The 21,007-nt window shown below is 57.8% G+C and carries 17 protein-coding genes and 1 riboswitch; of the genes, 12 read left to right on the forward strand and 5 right to left on the reverse strand.

The genetic code is table 11. The features are described 5' to 3' along the window. Nucleotides 1-135: 135 nt before the first annotated feature. The 6 genes from FNL37_RS04460 to FNL37_RS04485 all read left to right on the forward strand — a co-directional run bounded on the left by FNL37_RS04460 (nt 136) and on the right by FNL37_RS04485 (nt 4,949). The gene (locus tag FNL37_RS04460; protein WP_159355269.1) at nt 136-765 is read left to right on the forward strand and encodes a paraquat-inducible protein A; all 630 of its coding nucleotides are present in this window, start codon (nt 136-138) and stop codon (nt 763-765) included. Then, a complete protein-coding gene (locus FNL37_RS04465) occupies nt 762-1,418 on the forward strand; it encodes a paraquat-inducible protein A (RefSeq protein ID WP_159355270.1) in 657 nt (218 codons plus the stop codon). The genes FNL37_RS04460 and FNL37_RS04465 overlap by 4 nt, the downstream gene beginning before the upstream one ends. Then, entirely contained in the window at nt 1,415-3,115 is a 1,701-nt protein-coding gene (locus tag FNL37_RS04470; protein ID WP_159355271.1) for a PqiB family protein, read from the forward strand. The genes FNL37_RS04465 and FNL37_RS04470 overlap by 4 nt, the downstream gene beginning before the upstream one ends. Further along, the gene (locus FNL37_RS04475) at nt 3,112-3,717 is read left to right on the forward strand and encodes a PqiC family protein (RefSeq protein WP_159355272.1); all 606 of its coding nucleotides are present in this window, start codon (nt 3,112-3,114) and stop codon (nt 3,715-3,717) included. The genes FNL37_RS04470 and FNL37_RS04475 overlap by 4 nt, the downstream gene beginning before the upstream one ends. Nucleotides 3,718-3,738: 21 nt before the next feature. After that, nucleotides 3,739-4,221, forward strand: coding sequence for a GNAT family N-acetyltransferase (locus FNL37_RS04480; protein WP_159355273.1), 483 nt, complete (start codon nt 3,739-3,741; stop codon nt 4,219-4,221). Nucleotides 4,222-4,397: 176 nt separating this feature from the next. Next, on the forward strand, nt 4,398-4,949 hold the full coding sequence (locus tag FNL37_RS04485; protein ID WP_159355274.1) for an NADPH-dependent FMN reductase: 552 nt from the start codon (nt 4,398-4,400) through the stop codon (nt 4,947-4,949). Nucleotides 4,950-5,071: 122 nt separating this feature from the next. On the opposite strand, the gene FNL37_RS04490 is transcribed toward FNL37_RS04485, so the two are convergent. Then, nucleotides 5,072-6,364: a putative bifunctional diguanylate cyclase/phosphodiesterase gene (locus FNL37_RS04490; protein WP_159355275.1), complete on the reverse strand. Its 1,293-nt coding sequence runs from the start codon at nt 6,362-6,364 to the stop codon at nt 5,072-5,074. A 200-nt stretch (nt 6,365-6,564) separates the two neighbouring features. On the opposite strand from FNL37_RS04490, the gene FNL37_RS04495 reads away from it, so the two are divergent. The 3 genes from FNL37_RS04495 (at nt 6,565) to FNL37_RS04505 (ending at nt 9,100) form a co-directional block, all read left to right on the forward strand. Beyond that, nucleotides 6,565-6,726: a hypothetical protein gene (locus FNL37_RS04495; RefSeq protein WP_159355276.1), complete on the forward strand. Its 162-nt coding sequence runs from the start codon at nt 6,565-6,567 to the stop codon at nt 6,724-6,726. 107 nt (nt 6,727-6,833) lie between these two features. Beyond that, entirely contained in the window at nt 6,834-8,600 is a 1,767-nt protein-coding gene (gene cptA, locus FNL37_RS04500; RefSeq protein WP_159355277.1) for a phosphoethanolamine transferase CptA, read from the forward strand. Nucleotides 8,601-8,626: 26 nt separating this feature from the next. Next, entirely contained in the window at nt 8,627-9,100 is a 474-nt protein-coding gene (locus FNL37_RS04505; protein ID WP_244948202.1) for a DUF2141 domain-containing protein, read from the forward strand. A 104-nt stretch (nt 9,101-9,204) separates the two neighbouring features. Here the strand turns inward: FNL37_RS04505 and FNL37_RS04510 are convergent, their stop codons facing one another. Further along, a complete protein-coding gene (locus FNL37_RS04510; protein WP_015830562.1) occupies nt 9,205-9,390 on the reverse strand; it encodes a hypothetical protein in 186 nt (61 codons plus the stop codon). A gap of 323 nt (nt 9,391-9,713) precedes the next feature. Between FNL37_RS04510 and FNL37_RS04515 the strand changes: the two genes are divergently transcribed. Further along, entirely contained in the window at nt 9,714-10,901 is a 1,188-nt protein-coding gene (locus FNL37_RS04515; protein WP_159355279.1) for an MFS transporter, read from the forward strand. A 76-nt stretch (nt 10,902-10,977) separates the two neighbouring features. On the opposite strand, the gene FNL37_RS04520 is transcribed toward FNL37_RS04515, so the two are convergent. After that, nucleotides 10,978-13,074 (reverse strand): TonB-dependent receptor, encoded by a 2,097-nt coding sequence (locus FNL37_RS04520; protein WP_159355280.1) that lies wholly within the window; start codon nt 13,072-13,074, stop codon nt 10,978-10,980. Nucleotides 13,075-13,190: 116 nt separating this feature from the next. Next, nucleotides 13,191-13,386: riboswitch (cobalamin riboswitch) on the reverse strand. A 191-nt stretch (nt 13,387-13,577) separates the two neighbouring features. On the opposite strand from FNL37_RS04520, the gene FNL37_RS04525 reads away from it, so the two are divergent. After that, entirely contained in the window at nt 13,578-14,066 is a 489-nt protein-coding gene (locus FNL37_RS04525; protein ID WP_159355281.1) for a hypothetical protein, read from the forward strand. 31 nt (nt 14,067-14,097) lie between these two features. On the opposite strand, the gene FNL37_RS04530 is transcribed toward FNL37_RS04525, so the two are convergent. Beyond that, nucleotides 14,098-15,033: a patatin-like phospholipase family protein gene (locus FNL37_RS04530; RefSeq protein WP_013442753.1), complete on the reverse strand. Its 936-nt coding sequence runs from the start codon at nt 15,031-15,033 to the stop codon at nt 14,098-14,100. A gap of 445 nt (nt 15,034-15,478) precedes the next feature. Between FNL37_RS04530 and FNL37_RS04535 the strand changes: the two genes are divergently transcribed. Continuing rightward, the gene (locus FNL37_RS04535) at nt 15,479-17,830 is read left to right on the forward strand and encodes an EAL domain-containing protein (RefSeq protein WP_159355282.1); all 2,352 of its coding nucleotides are present in this window, start codon (nt 15,479-15,481) and stop codon (nt 17,828-17,830) included. Nucleotides 17,831-17,915: 85 nt separating this feature from the next. On the opposite strand, the gene FNL37_RS04540 is transcribed toward FNL37_RS04535, so the two are convergent. Further along, complete coding sequence (locus FNL37_RS04540; RefSeq protein WP_159355283.1) at nt 17,916-20,999, reverse strand: efflux RND transporter permease subunit; 3,084 nt, start codon at nt 20,997-20,999, stop codon at nt 17,916-17,918. Nucleotides 21,000-21,007: the final 8 nt, after the last annotated feature.

Raw genomic sequence — 21,007 nt, forward strand, 5'->3', positions numbered from 1 at the left:
ATACTGCACAATGCCGTGTGCTGGCAGAATCGCTTTGATGCCGTCCGAAGAAAACACCATGCGCTTGCCCTTTCATAAGGAAAACACGATCACGATGATGCTTTTACCCCTGATGCACTGGACCCGCACGCGCTGATGAAAACTTACCGTCATCTGGTGGCTTGCGAGCATTGCGACAGCATTTACACGCGTGCCCCATTGGCAGCCGGGCAAGTCGCACGCTGTGAGCGCTGCGATGCGATTCTTTATCGCGCCAGCCGGCTGGATGTGGATCGCTGGCTGGCACTGACCATCGCCGCAGCCATCGTGTTTGTGATGGCGAATGTTTGTCCGGTGATCTACATCAGCTTCAAGGGCCTGCATAACGAAGCCACGTTATGGGCATCCGCAGCAGCACTGGCGCATGGCCCGGCGGCGCCGATTTCGGTGCCCACGGCCATGTCCATCATTATCGTGCCATTTTTGCAGATCAGTCTGCTTGGCTGGGTGCTGTCGTATGCGCGCTTTGGAAAACGTGCCCCGGGCTTTGAGCGCGCCATGCGCATGCTGGTGGCATTGCGGCCATGGAGCATGGTCGAAGTCTGCCTGCTGGGCATACTGGTGGCGTTCATCAAGCTTTCCGGCTTTTTGCAGGTGGCGCCGGGCGCGGGTATCTGGGCGACCGCCTTGCTGATGATCTTGCTGACCATCATCGCCAATCGCGATATTCACTGGCTATGGGATATCACCGAACCGGCCCGCGCCGCCGAGGAGGCAAGGGCATGACAGGCCCGGTATCCGCCCATCGCCTGGGTGTTATCAGCTGCCATGCCTGCGGGCTGGTGTGCGAAGATACGCTCACCAGGCAGACTGCGTCATCCCGTCTTGCGCCCGAGACAGACCCCCATGTGGACTGCCCGCGCTGCGGCGCCCCCTTGCACCGGCGGCGCCCCAACAATATCCCGCGGGCATGGGCTTTGCTGCTGGCGGGCCTCATTTTTTACATCCCGGCCAATGTGCTGCCGGTGATGTACACCAGCCTGATGGGCAGTGGCAGCGAGAACACCATCATGCAAGGCGTTATCGAGTTCTGGAAATCCGGCTCCTATGGCATTGCGCTGGTCATTTTTATTGCCAGCGTGCTGGTGCCGTGTACCAAGTTTGTGGTGCTGGGCGTGCTGTTTGCCACATCGCAACGCTGCAGCCGCTGGGCCATGAAGGAGCGCGCCAAGCTTTACAGGCTGGTGGAACTGGTAGGCTACTGGTCCATGCTGGATGTGCTGGTCGTGGCCATTGTGGCGGCCCTGGTCAAGTTTCAGGGCTTGAGTGACATTGAGCCGCGCATCGGCATTCTTTTCTTCGGCATGGTCGTCATCATGACCATGCTTTCTGCCATGAGTTTTGACCCGCGTTTGATATGGGATGGTGACAACGAATGACCAACATAACGGATACACAGCTGCAACCTGGCCAACCCGCCATCCACCGCCGACGCTGGGGGATTTCGCTGATATGGATCGTGCCCATCGTGGCGGCTGCCATCGGCATCTCCATGCTGGTGCATGCCTGGCTGTCAGAGGGGCCCGAGATCACCATCCTCTTTCGCACGGCCACCGGTCTGGAAGCGGGCAAAACCCCGGTCAAATACAAGGACGTCACTGTCGGTGCCGTCACCGCCATTACCCTCAGTGAAGATGGCTCGCACGTGAAGGTCAAGGTCGCCCTGATGCAAAGCGCCAAAAGCCTGACCAGCAAGGATAGCCGCTTCTGGGTCGTGCGCCCGCGCATCGGTGCCAGCGGAATTTCCGGGGTGGATACCCTGCTGTCAGGCGCTTATATTGGCGTGGACAAGGGGCAGGCCGAAGAAACCGCCAGTGAATTTACCGGACTGGAAATGCCACCGCCGGTGGTGGGCGATATGCCGGGCAAATCCTTCATCTTGAAGAGTGAGGATCTGGGCTCGCTGGATATTGGTTCCCCGGTCTATTACCGGCGGATTCAGGTTGGACGTGTGGCATCTTATCAGTTGGGCGAAACCGGTCAGGACATCAAGCTGCAAATCTTCATTGACGCGCCTTATGACCGTTATGTCACCACGGATACCCGCTTCTGGAATGCGAGTGGCGTCGATGTATCGCTGGGCGCCGATGGCCTCAAGCTCAAGACCCAATCCGTCGCGACCATTGTGGCGGGCGGCGTGGCCTTTGCCTCGCCCATGGGCAGTCAGGCCAGTCCGGCAGACAAGGATACCGAATTTACCCTGACGGCCGATCAGGATACGGCGATGGCGCCGCCCGACGGTCAGGCGCAATACATCCAGCTCAAATTCGATCAATCGCTGCGCGGACTTTCCGTAGGGGCGCCCGTGCAGTTCTCAGGGGTGGATCTGGGGCGGGTGGTTTCCATCAACCTGGATTATGACCCGGTCAAACATCGCTTTCCGACGGTAGTCGGGGTGCTGGTGTATCCGGAGCGCATGGGGCGCGTGCTGGACAAGTTGCCGAAACTGGAAGGTGATAACGACAGGCAGGCCGCCTTGTTCATGCATAGCATGGTCAAGCAGGGGCTGCGCGCCCAGGCACGGCTCGGCAATATTCTTACCGGCCAACTCTACATCGCCATGGATTTTGTGCCGAATGCGCCCAAGGTGGAGCTGGATGTCAACGCCCGCCCGATCAGCATGCCCACCGTGAATGGCAGCTTTGACCGCATGCAGGAGCAGATTGCCAATATCGTCACCAAAATCGAAAAAATGCCACTGGATTCGATCGCCAAGCACCTGGATGCCTCACTGGTGAATCTGGACAAGACCCTGACCCAGGTTAATACGCATGTCTTGCCCGAAACCACGCAGACCCTGCAGCAAACACGTCAAACCATGCAGGATGCCGGCCAGACCATGCAGCAAGCCAGACAAACCCTGAGTGGGGTGGATAATGTGCTGGCGGACGATGCTCCCCTGTCGCAGAATCTGGGGCAAACCCTGCAAGAGGTGCAGCGCGCCTCCCGCTCATTGCGCGAGCTGACCGATCTGCTGGGGCGTCATCCTGAATCGCTGCTGCGTGGGCGACCGGCTGATCCTGCCTTGGTGAGCAAGCCCGTCGCACCATCCCCACAAGAGGAGTCCAAGCCATGATCCACCGTCTTGCCCTGAGTTGCCTGGCCGCCCTTGCCCTGGGTGCCTGTGCATCTTCGACGCCAGTGCATTACCACACATTGCTGGCACCGGTGGCGCCCACGCAAGTGGCGTCCGCTGGTGCCCCTTTTCTGATTGAAGTGCTGCCCGTGGGCATTCCACCGCAGCTCGATCAATCGCAGCTGGTGGTCAGGCAAGGCAGCAGCCAGGTCGCCGTGGTGGATGGCGAACGCTGGGCGGGACCACTGGCCGATGAATTCCGCAATGCGCTTTCCGCGCAACTGACCCAACGCCTGCAGACGCAGGATGTGGCGGGGCTGGCCGCCCCCAAGGATCAGCCCGTATTGCGCATCAAGGTGCAGGTGCGTCGGCTGGATGCCTGGCCGGGCCAATCAGTGCAACTGGAGGCAGACTGGAGCCTGGGCATGGCCCATCAGCCCGGCAATCCGCGTTTCCTTTGTCACGGCCAGTTTCAGGAGCCTGCTGCCGGTGGCTATGCCGAGCTGGTGCAAGCCCAGCAGCGCAGCATTGCGGCCTTGGCTGCCCGTGTAGCCGAGCAGGCGCAGGCATGGGCCAGCAGCCAGACGGCAAGCTGCCGTTAAGCCGGGGCCGAAAGCCAGCCCATGCATGAAGAAAATATCGCCACAGGCAAGGCCGCAGTAAGCCTGCCCGACGTGCTCGAACTCATCCCCATCGCGCACAACTCCTCCGCCTATACGGCAGCCGTCGCGCTACGTCATGCCATCCTGCGCGCGCCGCTTGGGTTGGCTTTCACCGCGGAGCAGCTGGCGGCAGAGGCCGATGCCTGGCATCTGGGTGCTTTTCTTGATGGTCGCCTGGTTGGCTGCCTGCTACTCAAACCGCTGGCGTCCGGTGAGCTGCAGATGCGCCAGGTAGCGGTTGAGCAGGCACTGCAAGGTCAGGGCATAGGCCGACAACTGGTGAGCCATGCCGAGGCCTATGCCCGCCAGCACGGCTATACCACGATGCGGCTGCATGCCCGTGAAAACGCCGTGCCTTTTTATCAACGCCTGGACTACCGCCTGCAAGGCGAGCCGTTCATGGAGATCGGCATTTCGCACTGGCTCATGCTGAAGCAACTATGATGCTGCCCGCCTGGTCAATTGTTGCCATGGCAACAGTTGCGGTGCAGAAAAACTGTTGCGACAGGAACAGTCATGGCCGTTTTTTTCGGTAATATGCCGAACTCACGTGGGTTTTTCCTCAGGCACGATCTTTGCCATGCAGTTGGGGTTGATCAATTTATTTAGTGGAAACATATATGGCAAACATTATTGGGGTGTCAGGCAGCATTACCAGCCCATCCAGAACCAGGGCATTGGTCGAAACCATTGTCACCAAGGCCACCCAGCGGCTGCACGCATCCGGCGATGTAGTGGATATTGCGCAGCTGATTGATGTACTGGGAACCACCGTCAGTTTTAATGACTTTCCGGTGGCGATTCAGACGGCGCACGACAAATTGCGCAATGCAGAGCTGATCGTGATTGCCAGCCCCGTATACAAGGCTTCTTATACCGGCTTGATGAAGCATTTCTTTGATCTGCTCGACCCCAAGGCGCTGAATGGCAAGGTGGCGATTCTGGCGGCCACGGGCGGCAGCGATCAGCATGCCTCCATTCTCGATTACCAGTTGCGCATCCTGGCCAGCTTCTTCGGTCTCTACACCGTGCCCACGGCCATCTATGCCAAGGACTCGGAATTCACCAACTACAAACTGACCAGCGAAGCCATCGAGCAGCGCATTGATGTGGCGCTTGAGCAGGCGGCTTTATTGCTCGCCCGTCCCGCGCCGCAAGCACTGGTCGCTTAAAAATGCGGGTGGGTGGCTGCGACACTATGCCGCATTCCCAACCGCCGCGGTTTCTATAGAATGGATTGCGCTAAAGTAAGGAGAAGATGGCTGGGGGATTCGCCGCCCCCAGCCATTCTTTTTTAGCCTGTGAGGCTGGCCTGATGCGCAGCCAACAGCGCGTCGAACTCGGCAATCGGCACCGGTTTGCTGAGCAGATAGCCCTGATACGACAAGCAGCCCATATCCGCCAGAAACTGGCGATGCTGTTCGGTTTCCACGCCTTCCGCAATCACATGCAGATGCATGGCCTGGCCCAGAGCCACCAGCGTTTGCACAATCGCCACATCGTTGGCATCGGTCAGCATGTCACGCACAAACGATTGATCTATCTTCAGCTGGTCCAGCGGCAGTTTTTTCAGGTAGCTGAGGGAGGAATAGCCGGTGCCAAAGTCATCCAGTGACAATCCCACGCCTTTTGCTTTCAAGGCGTGCATTTTCGAGATGATGTCATTCACATCATTAACCAGCATGCTTTCAGTCAGCTCCAGCTTGAGCAGGGCCGGGTTGATGCCGGAGCGCTCAATCACCGATACCACCTGGCTCACATAATCCGGCTGCTTGAATTGCAAGGCGCTGACGTTGACCGCGATGGACAGATGCGCGGTAGACGGATGTTTTGACCATGCCATGAGTTGCGCGCAGGCCATGCCCAGCACCCAGTGCCCGATCGGCAAGATCAGCCCGGTTTCTTCCGCCAGCGGTATAAAGTCAGCGGGCGAGACCATGCCTTTGACCGGATGCCGCCAGCGCAGCAGGGCTTCGGCGCCGACAATACGACCATCGTCACCGGCTTGTGGCTGGTAGTAAAGAATGAGCTGGTTGGCGAGCAGAGCTTTGCGCAGGTCCGATTCCAGCGCATTGCGCTCGGCGAGATTGGCCTGCATGACCCAGACCATGGCATACAGTACGGCGGTGATGATGATGTTGTGAAACCAGGTGCCGGGGATGCGCACATCATTGCCCAGCATATAGGGGGAGGTGATGCCCCAGTTGCTGCTGGCAAAGCAGACAAAGGCGATGAGGCCTGCCGTGACCATGCCGTGCCTGAGCCAGGGGCTTTCTCCCTTGAAGGCTAATGATGCGAACAGCGCAATGACGAGAAAGTAGTTCTGATTGGAACGCGGTGCTTCAGCACTGGGCACATCCAGAAACAGGCAAAACAGGCAGAGCACCGTATATACCGAGGAGAAAAGCAGGATGGCCGCAACCTTGATGCGTCCAAGATAGGTCAGCCGTGCCGTGATGGCGGAGACCAGAATGGAGAACAGGTTAAGGCAGCAGATGGGCCAGTTTTGATGAAATGCAAAGTAGATGCCCCAGAACACGGAAATGCCGGCTAGCACAGCAGAGCCGAGCAGCAGCGCACGCCGCATGCGCAAAGAATGCCTGATATGTGGCTGTACCTCCATTCCCCAAGCCCCCACCGGATGTTATTTGACGTTATTGATGCCGGAAGATCGTGCCACCAGCCTTACGGCTGGCAGCGCGGTTGATAAAGATAATAGCGTGAATTCATGGCCTTGAGTGCAAGCCCCGCGCTTGCATAGGCATGGTCAGGACAAGGGATGTTCACATGACCATGCGCCCGATGGTTTGCGGCGGAAATCCTGCAATAAATGCAGGCTTGCCTGGGTGGCTTTCCCTCTTTTTGCGGGATTTTCAGGCAATCTGCAGTCTCATTTTTTCACAACCAGGTTTTTTGTTAACTAAGATAATGATTTTTAAAGATATTTAATTGACATGCTCTCTTAGCATTCGCGGGCACGGTCCTTGATACATATTGCAGGCTATCAATGGGATAGCGCCTGAAAACAATAAAAACAACTGACCCAAGAGTGATGCATGAACACAATAGCAAGCCCTGACAACACGCACGCGCAGAAGGCCGGGAGTTCGTCTTTCCTGCGCTTTATCAATCTGTACCTGTTCTTTTTCTATTTTTCAGGGGTCACGCATGTGCTCCTGCAAATGACGGATGCGACGATTTTTATCGGCTTCCGCCAGGCGGTGTACATGAGTTTTCTCTGGCTGGTGCCCGTGCTGCTGTTCCCCCGCCATACCAGGGTGATCGCCGCCGTCATCGGTGTTGTGCTGTGGGTGACGTCTTTACTGAGCCTCGCGTATTTCTGCGTGTATCACCAGGAGTTCTCGCAGAGCGTGCTGTATATCCTGTTTGAGTCCAACCCTGCCGAATCCTCCGAATATGTCTCGCAGTACTTCAAGTGGTGGATGCCACTGGTGTATCTGGCGCACACGCTGGTAGCCTGGCTGTTATGGCGGCGCGTGCAGCCGCTGGAATTTTCATGGCGTGGCAAGCTGGTGGCCTGCCTGTTGATCATTGTGCCCATACACGTGCTGCCGGTCATACAGGATCGCTTAATCAGCCATCAGAGCTGGGACCGGGTCATCGACCACATGCAGCGCCGTATGGAGCCTGCCGAACCGTGGCAACTGGTCATGGGCTATTTCCAGTATCGGCGCCAGCTCGGCAATATGCAGGCGCTGCTGGAAAAAAACAGCGCCTTGCCGCCACTCGCCAACCTGCAGGATCAATACGCAGGCAAACCTGGCACGCTGGTGCTGGTGATCGGCGAGTCATCCACCCGCCTGCACTGGGGTTTGTATGGCTATCCGCGCGATACCACGCCCAATCTCGACAAGATGAAAGACCAGCTCAGCATCTTTACCCGTGTGGTGTCGCCACGTGCCTCGACTATCGAAGTACTGGAGCAGGCGCTGACTTTTGCTGATCGAGACAACCCCGATGCCGTCATGACCAAGCCTTCGATCATGAATCTCATGAAGCAGGCGGGCTACAAGACCTTCTGGATCACCAACCAGCAGACCATTACCAAACGCAACACCATGCTGGCTTACTTCTCGCAGCTGGCCGATGTGCAGCGCTACACCAACAACACGCGCTACCAGAACTCGCGCGAATACGACAGCAATGTGTTCAAGCCCTTCGAGTCCGCGCTGGCTGACCCGGCACAGCGCAAATTCATCGTCGTCCACCTCCTGGGCACGCACATGAAGTACGAATACCGCTATCCGCCCGAGTTCGATTACTTCAAGGATCGCACCGGTCTGCCCGATTGGCTGGATGACCCCAAGGCCCAGGTCGTCAACACCTACGACAATGCCGTGCGCTACAACGATTACGTGCTGGCCACCCTGTTGAAAACCCTGCAGGCCAAGGGCGAGCGCAGCATGCTGACCTTCATGTCCGACCACGGCGAAGATGTTTACGATACGCCGCCACATGAGTTTGTCGGCCGCAATGAAGGCAATCCTACCTTGCCCATGTTTGCCATCCCCATGTTTGTCTGGACCTCGGATCAGTGGAAACAGGACAACCCGCAGGATCTGGGCTTTGCCTTGAATCGTGAATACAGCACGGCGTATTTTGAGCAAACCTGGTCTGACTTGGCTGGGCTGCATTACACCGGTTTTGACCCCAGCAAGAGCCTGGTCAATACCGCCTTTGTGCAGCGGCCGACCTGGGTGGGCGATCCGACTTTCCGCGCTGGCATGCGCGAGATTCAGCAGCCAGCGCTGCCATCGAGCCAACTGGCCGACCATGAGGAAAGCAAAACCGTTATACGCTGATGCAGGATGAGGCCAAGGCGGCCATCATGCCGCCTTGGCCCCTGGCGAAAGATACCCACAGCAAGGAGTGTTACGTGCGTTACCCCCGTTTATATATTGGTCTTATCCTCGCAAGCCTTGCGCTGCATGCCTCGGCAGAAGGGCTGCCACTGGTGGTCAAGGTAGAAGGCGTGAAGAATGACAAGGGCAATATCCGGGCGGCTTTATATGACAAGGCCCAAACCTTCCGCAAGGAAGCCGAAGCTGTCGCTGTCGTGCAGCAAGCTGCCAGCCCTGGCGAAGTCATCTTGCGCTGGAATGATCTCAAGCCCGGCCGCTACGCCGTGGTGGTGTATCACGACGAAGATGCCAACGGCGAACTGAACCGCCGCTTTGGCATGTTCCCCACCGAAGGCTATGGGCTATCGAACAATCCCAAGGTATCCGGCCCGCCGCCGTTTGAGCCCAGCGCATTTGAGTTGAGTGGCGCGACGGAAATCTCCGTGGAGCTGCATTACTAACTGAGGATATGAATCAGAGGTTGCTTTGATTGTGGAATCAGAGAGGGCTCTTGTCAGGGGATATAAAAAAACCGCCAAACAGGCGGTTTTTTATTGCGGCAGGCTTAAGCCGTGGTGTCGATCTGCGTTCCTACCGTAGCCGATGGCGCTGGCTTTGGTGGAGGAGGAGCCTCATTCGTTTTCTTGCTGGCTTCGTTTTCGTCTACTGGCGGCTTGGGCTGTGCCTGCTGCGCAGGTGGCGGCGGCGGTGTATAGCTGGTGCTGGTTGAGCTTCCTACGGCGGATGACATGATGATCTCCTGAAAAGTCACTAACTATTATTAGGCCTTGCTGTTTACTGATAACGACAGCATCCACCGAGAATTAAGGGGTGGATGCCAAATATTTTCTTCAATTTCCCACAGCAGAAAGCAAGGTGCGTTGCCTGCGCTAGCGCGTCGGCGCGGCGTGATCGACAGGCTCCAATGCCCGCCCTGCGTCTGCATAAGGCTTGCGCTCAGTCATTCGACGTATGGAGCGCATTTGCCGGCGTCTGTTAGTTTCTTTTCCATGATGAACCGTCCTGTGGGCGGCTTGATTCATCGTCATTTGAAACTCCCCGTTGAGGCCTTGCATGCATCCAGCTACAAAAGAATCCCCCTTGCCAGCTTTGGGCCTTGGCATTGTCGCCATCGTGCTGGTGGCCCTTGCACTGCGACCTTCGATTGTCTCTGTCGGCCCGATTTTGCCGCGCATTATCGATGCGTTTGCCTTGTCGCATGCGCAGGCTTCTCTGCTGACGGCGATACCTGATTTGTTGATGGGCCTGCTGGCCTTGCCCGCGCCCTGGCTGGCGCACCGGTTTGGCCGCGACAAAACCATCGTGACAGCCCTGGCGATACTGTGTCTGTCTACCTTGGCCCGTGCTTTTGCGCCGGATACGCTGGCCTTGCTGCTGAGTACTGTCGGTGTTGGCGCAGGCATCGCCGTCACCGGCACGCTGCTCTCGGGCTACATCAAGGTGAATTACCCGACCCGCGCGGCGTGGGTGATGGGCATTTATGTGACAGGTTTGTCCTTTGGCAGCACGCTGTCTGCCGTGATTACCGCGCCCATGGCAGAGAGTGTGAGTGGCTGGCGCCTGCCCGCCGGTATATGGTCTGTGCTGGGGCTGCTGGCGACGCTGGCCTGGGGCTACGTCTATTGGCAGCATGTGCGCACGCACGATGCCAGCCAGAAGACCGTGGCTGTGCGGGCGCCCTTGCCATGGCGCAATGCCCTGGCCTGGCGGGTTGCCGCTTTTTTTGCCTGCGTTAACCTGATTTTTTATGCCATGGTGACGTGGACGGCGGCGGTGTTTCTGGAACATGGCCTCTCCAGCAGCATGGCCGGTGTGCTGCTGGGGTGCTTTACTGCGGCCTTCATGCTGGCAAGTCCGGTGTTCGGGGCTTACAGCAAATCGCTGGATCGCCGTGTCTGGCTGGTGTCCAGCACCGTGATTACCTTGCTGGGGCTGATGGTGATGACCATAGCGCCGCTATGGGCACCTGTGCCGGTGATCGCCATCACCGCCTTTGGTCTGGGCGGTGCCTTTACCCTGGGCATGACCTTGCCGCTGGATAACACCGCCAACGCGAGTGAAACCAACGCATGGACCGCGTTTGTGCTCACCATTGGCTATCTGGTCGCCGCGACTGGTCCGCTGGCATTCGGCTATCTGCGCGATGTAACAGGCAGCTATGCCAGTTCGCTCTATATGCTGATTGGCATTGCCGGGTTAATGATAGGCATGGCCTGCTGGCTCAAGCCTGCCGCCCACTAAAGAAAACGCCCCGCGCTGCGGCAAGGGGTGCTTGGCGGCAGGGCAGGGCGTCAGTGTCGCGTTTCTCCGGCAGTAATCAGTAGCTGACTTCGGCCGTTAGTTCCAGACTACGTGAGGGGCCGAGGATAAACTGGCTGGTGTCGTAATAGGTGCTGGCGTAGAGCTTGTCACCCAGATTGCGGGCGTTGAGGCGCAGGGTGGTGTGGCGGTTGGCACGCCAGGCAATGTTGGCGTCATACACGGTATAGCCCGGCATGACCGAGGTGTTGGCCGTGTCGGCGTAGCGTTGCCCTACCAGTCGGGCCCCCGCACCCATGGACCAGTCACCCAGCTGGTAGTAAACCCAGGCGTTGGCGACTTTCTCCGGTACATTGGTCGGCGTATTGCCTGCGCGTGAGGCACCGCTTTCCAGCAATTCGTCATAGCGCGCCTTCAGCAGTGCCACATTGGCGTCTACACGCCAATGTGCGCTTGGCAGCAGCAGGGTGGAAAGCTCCACACCGCGTGAAGACTGCTTGCCGCCTTGCACTGTCAGCCGCTGATCGGCAGGGTCGCGTGTCAGGATGTCGTCCTTGGCGATGTGGTACAGCGCCAGCGTCACTTCGCCTTTGCCGTGATCCAGCATGTGCTTGATGCCGACTTCGGCCTGTTTGGCGGTGGTCAGCTTGTAGGCTTTGCTGCCGGGACGCAAGGAGACGATGGACGATACCGGGTCCGAGCCCTGGCTGTATTGCCCATACACGGCCAGGCCAGGAGTAGCGGTGAACACCGTGCCCAGGCGATAGGAAAAGGGCGAGTAATCCTTGTCGAAGGAAGTGCCCTTGATGAAGTTCTGATGATCGACATTGATCCAGTCCTGGCGCAAGCCTGCGGTGAGTTTCAGTCGCTCGGTCAGGTCCAGCGCATCTTCCACAAACAGGGCGTTTTGCAAGGTGCGTGCCTTGAATTCGGGGATGGTCGGGTCCAGCGCGGCATCGGAGTAGTAACCCGGCGCAAAACCCTTGGCCGGCACGGTGTTACTTCCATCCGTGCCATCATAAAAGTTGTCGATATAACGCAGATCCACGCGCGTGGTTTCCCAGCCCATGGCCCAGCGGTTCTTGTGGCCGAAGGCATCGGCTATGCTGGCCAGTTCCAAGCGGTTGCCCAGCTGTTTCAGCTGGTGTTTGATCTCGGTATAGCCCGATCGCGTTACGGTATTGCTGGCACTATCGAGAGCATAGTATTCCAGGTTGCGCCAGTGGCGGCGGCTGTTAAACCAGTAGCTGATGTTGGTGAGTTTCAGGCTATCTGAAATATCCCATTCCACCTTGGCGCGCAGGCGGTCATCGGCAAAATCCATGGCACTGTCTTGCACGTTGTAATTCTGCTTGCGCAGGCTGCTGTCGATGCGGCCATCGCGCAAAGGGATGCCGGTGTAGGTGGTCGGGGAGTCTTTGCTATGATCAAAGGTGAAATCGACGCGCAGACGATCGCTGGGGACCAGTTGCAGGCCGCTCATGAGCTTGCGGCTCTGATGCTCGCCACGGTCCACATAGCCATTGCCGCCGGTGGCGGAGGCATCAATGCGGAATGCGCCTATCTCGCCCACGGCCCCGGTGCCTCCCACGCCAGCGCGGTATTCGCCGCGGGTGCCCCAGCCGGTCAGTGCTTCAAATGAAGCTTCACGGCTCGGCGCCTTGCGTATGCTGTTGATGATGCCACCCACGGTGCCGGTGCCAAACAACACCGAAGCTGGCCCGCGCAACACCTCGATGCGTTCATAGCCCCAGGTGTCGGAGGGAAACGTGATCGTGCTGGCGGCGGTCAAGAGCCGTACGCCATCTTCTGCCTGACCGATGGAATCATTGCCGCTAAAGCCGCGCGCTGAAAAGGCATTGCCCACGCCGAGATTGCTGATGTCGCTGATACCGGTGCTGCGTGATATGGCTTCGCGGATACTGATATCGCCGCGGCGGCGTATGGTGTCGGCATCCACAGCCTCAATGCTGGCGGGCGTTTCAAATGGCGTCAGGCCGAGGCGGCTGCCGGTGGAAAGTGGCTGTTTGAGGCGGGATTCGGGTTTGAGGCTTTGTGCGGATACTTCGACTTCTTCCAGCGGCTGAATATCTTCAGCGTAAGCGGACACGGAAAAAAGCAAGCCGGTCAGGCTCGCCATGGCAGTGCGTTTCATGGGCGTTTCCTAAATGTTCGCATGCGACCCCGCATGCCGATTCATCATGGAAAAACCACAGAGCCTGAGTATGAGATGGCTGATCAGCCTTGCCCAAACACCGCGCCCCGCGGTAGTTCCTTCGTGACTGGCAGGCCGGTCTCCGGGCTCGCGAGGCTTGATGCACCGCCTTCCCAGGCACAAGGCCCAGTGGCGTCGATGGCACATCCATACTCGCTTACCGTTGCGGGGGCAGCACAGGCATTTCACCTGTTTCCCGTTTCACCTTTCCCCTCGAGCGAGAGGGCAGGCACCTGGCAGTGTGCATAGATTATAAAGGGGAAGCTTGAATAAGTATTAAGAAATGTTAAGAGGCACGCGCAGTGGGCCTTTGGCAGGAGAAGGTGACAATTCTGTCACCCCTGGATCGACGGATTTTGCATGGGCTGTATACTTTCTGCATAAGTCTTGATCTGGCTACATGAGGCCTTTCAGCTCGTGAAACTCTCTTAATTATTGTGCGCATGAACCTTCTGTTTATATCCGCGAAGCTTGCCCGGCTGGTGCCGCTATTTGGCGCTGCCGGACTGCTGTTGACGCTATCTGCCTGCGACAAACTGCCCGGCTGGGCGGCTGCCTTGCTGCATACTGAGGTCAAGACCAGCCCACTCTCGGGGCCAGACAAAAACCGGGATGGCATACGCGATGATATTGAGCCGCTGATTGCGCAATCCTCCAGCTTGCCTGAGGTGATTTCGGTCAGAACGACCTATGCGAAATCGCTGCAAAAGATCGTGGAGTTTGATTTTGAGCATGCCCAGATGCTGTCCGTGTTGAAGTCGGAATACTCCCGCAGCCTGGCTTGTGCCATGCTGGTGGACGATGGGTTTATCGACAAGCTGAATAGCGCGACTTTCAACACCCCGCAGCGGATTCAGCAGCAGGATGTGTTTCAGAAGAGCATCAGCGGACAGGCGTTTGATTTTGATTCCCTGTCACGTTTGTGCAGTTAGCCGGGGCATTGCATGGTGATGCTGGCAGCGCTTAGCGCGCCAGCGCCTGATAGATCGTCTCCAGCGTGGCCTTGTTGGCTTTGATCAGTTTTTTGGCTTCCGCTTTCAGGTTTTCAATATTGCCCTTGGTGGCGTTATCCATGTCATCCGAGGCGATGCTCAATTCCGTTTGCAGCCGGTAGTAATGGTCGCCCAGTATCATCTGCATCTGGTAATTGGCGGCATCGGCCACGCCATCAAACATGCAGCTCAACAGCGGTAGCACCCAGCCAGCCTTGCCCCAGTCTTTCGCCTCATCAAAGGTAATCGGCCTGATCAGCTCGCCGGTGCCTAGCGAAACCAGCAGAAACTCGGTTTCATCCGGGAAAATGCGTTTGGCTTCGGCATAAGCCGATACCGAGGGCGAATTGATAAATACGCCACCATCCACCAGGGTTTTCAGCGAGCCTGCTACTTCGATCTGGGTGGGTTCAAAATAGGTAGGCGCGGCCGATGTGGCACGCGCCACGTGTTTGAGCAGCAGCGGTTTGTGTTCATCTTTCCAGCTCTTGAAAAAAATAGGCTCGCGGTTTTGCAGGTCATAGCTGGTGATCAGGGTGTTGGTCAGGCAGTCCTGCAGCGCGTCGTCTTCAAAATACTCCTGCAGCACCTGCTCAATGCCATCGGCGGAGTAAAGCTCATCGGCAATCCCGCCTATGGAGGACACGCCCTTCCACAGCGAGCGCGAGAAGATCTCCTTGCCACGGGTTTCATAGATATTCACCAGATCTTTCGCCGCATATCTTGCCTTGCCCGAGGCATCTTTCCTGGCGCAGCCTATCGCCAGAATGCCGCCGGTCGACGTGCCCGCAATCAGGTCAAACAATTGCCAGACCGGCTTGCCCAGATGGGCCTCGATATCGGTCAGTATCAGTGCCGGGATCAAGCCGCGGATACCACCCCCATCAATGCTTAAAATTGTTTTCATCTCAATCCTCCTGAAAGTGTTGATCTGTAAAGCAGCTTCAAGTCTTGCGTATCGTTTTGCCCCGGTGCGGTGCAACTTCTGTGCGTGTGCTGAAATGAGAAATGCAGTGCATGCGCGCACCCGGTTTATTTTATATTATTCAGTTGCTTACTGCTGGGTGCCAGATGCATATTAAGCCTGTTTGGGCGCTAAAGGGAATCAAATCATCCAGAGTCTTCGATATGCGGCCCTCAGGCTGCAAGTCTGGTCACCCCATATGCGATAAGTCATTGCTATTATTTGAATCGGCAATACAATCCTCCCATCCTTCAAATGTGATTCAAGACACAATTATTCAGGGTCAAGATTTAATCCTGCGGACCGTAAATTCATCACACGCCAGCGTGTTATGTAGCCAAAGTTGACTCGCGGTCTTAACGGCAAAACAAGAACTATTGAGTGCGGGATGCGACTAGCTAAATTCAAATATTCAGGACATGCCATCACGGCAGGCTCTGCACTGCGCATGCTGATGCAAAGCCTGCTGGCACTGGTATGCATTTCGGCCGCAGTCTATGCGGTCAGTGCAGAGCAGCTGGAAAGTGGTGGCTTGCCCTTTGCCAGCAAGCCTTTGGCCTCAGATACACTGGAACTGACGACGCAGGAATTTGCCTGGCTGAAGGCCCATCCGGTCATTACTGTAGGTGTGCATCACGGCTGGATGCCGATCGAGTTCCTGTCGGAGGGCAACGAGTTTCGCGGAATCACCGTGGATTACCTCAAGCGCTTCGAGCGGCTTCTGGGCGTGCGTTTTCAACGCAGCGAATACTCTGAAAATCCGGCGACCGAAACCGCCGACATGCTATCCGGTATCGCCAGCGTCAAATCGCTTAATGGCAGCCGCTTTGTGGCGCTGCCTGAGCCTGTGATTTCGGTGCCTTACACCATCTATATCCACAAGAAAAACGACACCATCCGCACCTTTGCCGACCTCCAGCACAAGCGCGTCGCGGTATTCAAGAATGGTCCCCTGGCTGGCTTGTTGACCAAGGATCAGCAGGGTATCGAGTTATTCAAGGTGGATATCGCCGAAGAGGCGTTTGTGGCGCTGGAAACCGGCAAGGTAGATGCCTACATCGGCAATCCGCTGGTGGTGGATTATGTCTCGAATGTGCAGGGCATACGCTATCTGGCCAAAGCTGGGTCCACGCCTTACAAAGCCAGCGTGAACATGGCGGTGCGCAAGGACTGGCCAGAGCTGGCCAGTATCCTGCAGAAAACACTGAAGCATCTGGAGCCAGAGCGTAGCGACATTCTGAATGACTGGCGCCTGCAGCCTGGCAGCAAAACCGGTTTATTGCCTTTCCTGCTGGCAGGCCTGCTGTTGCTGGCGACCATCATTGTGCTGCGCGGCTACCGGCTCAAGCGTGAAGTGGCAAGGCAAGCGGCCGCCTCGCAGAAACTGATCTGGAAACAGGCCAATTACGATTTTCTGACCGGCTTGCCCAATCGTCCCATGTTCCACAAACAGCTGGCGGAAGAAATCCATAAATCGCTGCAACACCAGCAGCCGCTGGTGCTGATGTTTCTCGATCTGGATAACTTCAAGCAGATCAACGATCAGCTGGGGCATTCCATCGGTGACAAGCTGCTGGTGGAAACCGGCGCGCGTATTGCCGCCGTCGCCCGCGATTGCACCCTGCTGGCACGTCTGGGTGGCGATGAATTCACCATTGTGCTTTCCAATGTGCAAAACCAGCAGCAGGTGGAGTGGCTGTGTGAGCGCATTCTGCGCCAGGTCTCGCTGCCATTCACCATTGAAAACCACGTGGTGTATGTGACCACCAGCATAGGCATTGCGTCTTTCCCCGAGCACAGCCGGGATGTGGAAACACTGATGAAATATGCCGACCAGGCTATGTACGAAGCCAAGCGTCTGGGCCGCAACCGTTACCAGTTTTTCTCGCCATCCATGCAGGAGCTGGCCGCACACAAGTTGCAGGTCAGCAATGATTTGCGGCATGCGCTCAACCGGCACGAGCTGGTGATGTACTACCAGCCGATTGTGGATCTGGCGACCAACGAGATACACAAGGCCGAAGCGCTGGTGCGCTGGCAGCATCCCACACGCGGACTGGTGCCGCCCTTCGAGTTTATTCCGGTGGCGGAAGAAACCGGCATGATCAATCGCATGGGCGACTGGGTGTTCCGCCAGTCAGCACGCGATACGGTGACGCTGGTGCAGGAATCGCTGGCCTCGCGCAGTGCGCCGCCTGAGGGCAATGTGGTGGATGCGACCATCTTCCAGGTCAGCATCAATGTGTCGCCGCTGCAATTCCAGAGCAGCCAGGAGTTGCAGACCTGGCAAGCCTATCTCGACCAGATAGGCCTGCCTGCGGAATGCCTGGCCATTGAAATTACCGAAGGCCTGCTGCTGGAAGCGTCTGATCAGGTGAAAGCCACCCTGACCCAATTCCGCGACGCCGGTATTGCCACCTCGATTGATGACTTCGGCACTGGCTATTCCTCGCTGGCCTATCTCAAGAAGTTTCATATCGACTTCGTCAAGATTGACCGCTCCTTCGTGCAGAACCTGGGCGCCGGCAATGACGACATGGTGCTATGCGAAGTGATTGTGGATATGGCGCACAGACTGGGCATGCGCGTGATTGCCGAAGGCGTGGAAACCGAAGCCCAGCTCGAACTGCTGAAGCGCGCAGGCTGTGACTTTGCCCAGGGCTATCTGTTCTCGCCGGCCTTGCCGTTTGATCAGTTCATGACCTTTGTGCAGGACTGGCGCAAACGCGCTACCAGTTAGCGGCTACCCTGACAGACGCCAGCGAAACAGCGTCTTTTGCCAAGGCTTGATATACCGGGCCGCATTTCGGCCCGGCATGGCAGAGTTAACTTGCTGCCTTGCTACGCTTCTGCCAGCGGGTTCTCAGCCACTGCTCGGCATCATCCACAAAGGTATACACGGCGGGAATCACGATCAGGCTGAGGATGGTGGAGGTGATCAGCCCGCCGATCACCGCAATCGCCATCGGCGAGCGGAAGCTGGGGTCGGCCCCCAGCCCCATGGCAATCGGCACCATGCCAGCACCCATGGCCAGCGTGGTCATGATGATGGGGCGGGCGCGTTTGCGGCAGGCATCAATCAGGGCTTCCAGCCGGGATGGCGGATTCTGGCCATCCTGCCGCTGCCCGCGCGCCATGATGGCGTACTCCACCAGCAGAATGGAGTTCTTGCTCACAATGCCCATCAGCATCAACAGCCCAATCAGCGATGGCATGGAGAAGCTTTTCCCGGTCAGAAGCAACAGCACAAAGGCGCCGCCTATGCTGAGCGGCAAGGCCATGAGGATGGTCAAGGGCTGCATGAAGTCGCGGAACAGCAGCACCAGCACGGCATAAATGCACAGCACGCCAATCGCCATCGCCAGGCCAAAGCTCTGGAACAGATCGTTCATGTTCTCGGCATCGCTGGAGGGCACGATATGCACGCTGGGTGGCAGATTCTTGATGGCAGGCAATTGCATGGCTTCGGCATACACCGCGCCCAGTTCACGCTGCCCCAGCTCCACCTCGATAGATACATTGCGCACGCGCTTGAAGCGGTCAATCTGCGCCGGGCCGCTGCCCAGGTGAATGTCGGCGATGTTGCCTATGCGCACCGGGCCATTGGTACCGCTGACGGTCAGGCGTGCAATCGCATCTATATCCGTGCGGAAGTTCTCGGGAAACTGGATGCGGATAGGCACCTGACGGTCAGCCAGATTGAGCTTGGGCAGATTGATGTCGTAATCGCCCGCGGTGGCAATGCGCACCACATCGGCAATATCGCGAGTCGTCACGCCCAGGGCCGCTGCCCGTGCCGTGTCGGGCCGTATGATGACTTCAGGTTGGACCAGGCTGGCGTTGGAATACACATTGCCGATATTACGCAGGGTGCGCAGGCCGCGCATGACCTCGGTGGTGGCCTCGCTCAGCGCCAGCGGATCATCACTCTGCAGGTTCAACACCATCTTGACGCCGGTATCCAGCGAACCCACCTTGATGCGCATGCCGGGCAATGCGCCCAGGGCCTCGCGCAACTCGCTTTCAATCTTCTGCTGGGTGATGCTGCGCTCCTTGCGGTGCACCATTACCACGGTCAGTACGGCTTTGCGGGTTTCGGCGGTGGAGCCTGCCGAAAAGCCCTGGCCTGAGGTGCCATTGCCTATGCTGCTATACACATGGCGCACATTGGGATTTTTGCTGACGAGCGCACGCACCTGTTCGGCGGCCTGGGCGGTCTCCTGCAGATGGGCGCCCGGCGCCAGTTCGATATTCACCAGCGTCATGCTGCGGTCTGCGGGCGGCACAAAGCCCTTGGGCAGCAGCGGAATCAGCATGAGCGAACCCACGAAAAACAGCAGGGCCAGGCTGACCGTGATCCCGCGATGGCGTACTGACCACGCGACCAGCGCCAGATAGCGACGGGTGATCCGGCCATCGGTTTCGGCTTTTTCTGGCTTGGGCTTGAGAAAGTAAGCGGCCATCATCGGCGTAATCAGGCGGGCGACGGCCAGCGAGGCGAAGATGGCGAATACCGCGGTCCAGCCGAACTGCTTGAAAAACTTGCCAGCGATGCCCGACATGAAGGCCGTCGGCAAAAACACCGCGATCAGGGCAAAGGTGGTGGCAATCACCGCCATACCAATTTCATCGGCTGCTTCCATGGCGGCTTCACGCGGCGATTTGCCCATGTTGAGGTGGCGGGCGATATTCTCGATTTCTACAATCGCGTCATCCACCAGTATCCCCACCACCAGCGCCAGCGACAGCAGGGTGACGGTATTGATGGTGTAGCCAAACACGCTCATGCCGATAAAGGTTGGCAGCACACTGAGCGGCAGTGCCACGGCGGCGATAAAGGTCGCGCGGAAATCGCGCAGGAACAGCATGACCACCAGCACCGCCAGCACTGCACCTTCATACAGCAGGTGCATGGAGCCATCGAAATTGTCCTGCACTGGGGTCACGTTTTCCCAGGCCGGGGTGATCTTGACACCGGGGTGGCTGTCATTGAATTCGGCCACGGCCTTGTCAACCCGCGCCTTGAGGCCGGTTTCGCTCTCGCCCTTGCTGCGGGTGATTTCAAAGCCAATCACCGGCTTGCCATCCATCAGCGCGATATGACTGCGTTCGGCAATGGTGTCCTGCACATCGGCCACTTGTCCCAGCGTGACGTAAGTACCGGTCAGCGTGGGCAGTTGCAGATCGCGCAGCTGGCGGGCTTCCTTGACCGTGCCCAGTGTGCGCACCTGCTGGCGTATGCCGCCTAGGTCGGTGCGGCCGCCCGAGCTTTCCAGCTGCATGCGGCGCAATTCTGAGGAGACGGTGGACGCGCTGACACCCAAGGCCAGCATTTTGTCCGGATCGAGCGAAATGCGTACCTCGCGATCCACACCGCCGACGCGCTCAAACTTGCCGACGCCCACCACCGACAGCATTTTCTTGGCAATTTCATTGTCGATCAGCCAGCTCAGGTCTCTCTCGTCCAGGTCCTTGGCGGTGACGCTGTAATTGACAATGGCCGAGCCCGAGGTGGTGATGCGCGAGACGATGGGGTCCTTGGTATCCGCGGGCAGCTCGGAGCGCACACGTGACACGGCCGAGCGCACATCGTTTTCAGCGTCCGAGACGGATTTTTCCAGCTGGAATTGCACCGAGATCGTCACCTGGCCATCCAGTATCTTGGTGGTGATGTGCTTGACCATATCCACCGAGGCGATGGAGTCTTCAATCTTGCGGGCGACGTCGTTTTCCAGCTGGCTGGGCGAGGCGCCTTCCAGCGTTGCGGTGACGCTGACGGCCGGTAATTCAATATCCGGAAAATCCTGCACCTTGGTGGTTTTGAACGCAAACAGGCCGACGATGCTGAGCAGGCCAAACAGCAGGATCGCCGGAATCGGGTTGCGTATGGAATAGGCGGAAATATTCATGGCGGCCC

Source organism: Methylovorus glucosotrophus (genome assembly GCF_009858335.1).
In the GTDB taxonomy this organism is placed as follows: Bacteria; Pseudomonadota; Gammaproteobacteria; order Burkholderiales; family Methylophilaceae; genus Methylovorus; species Methylovorus glucosotrophus.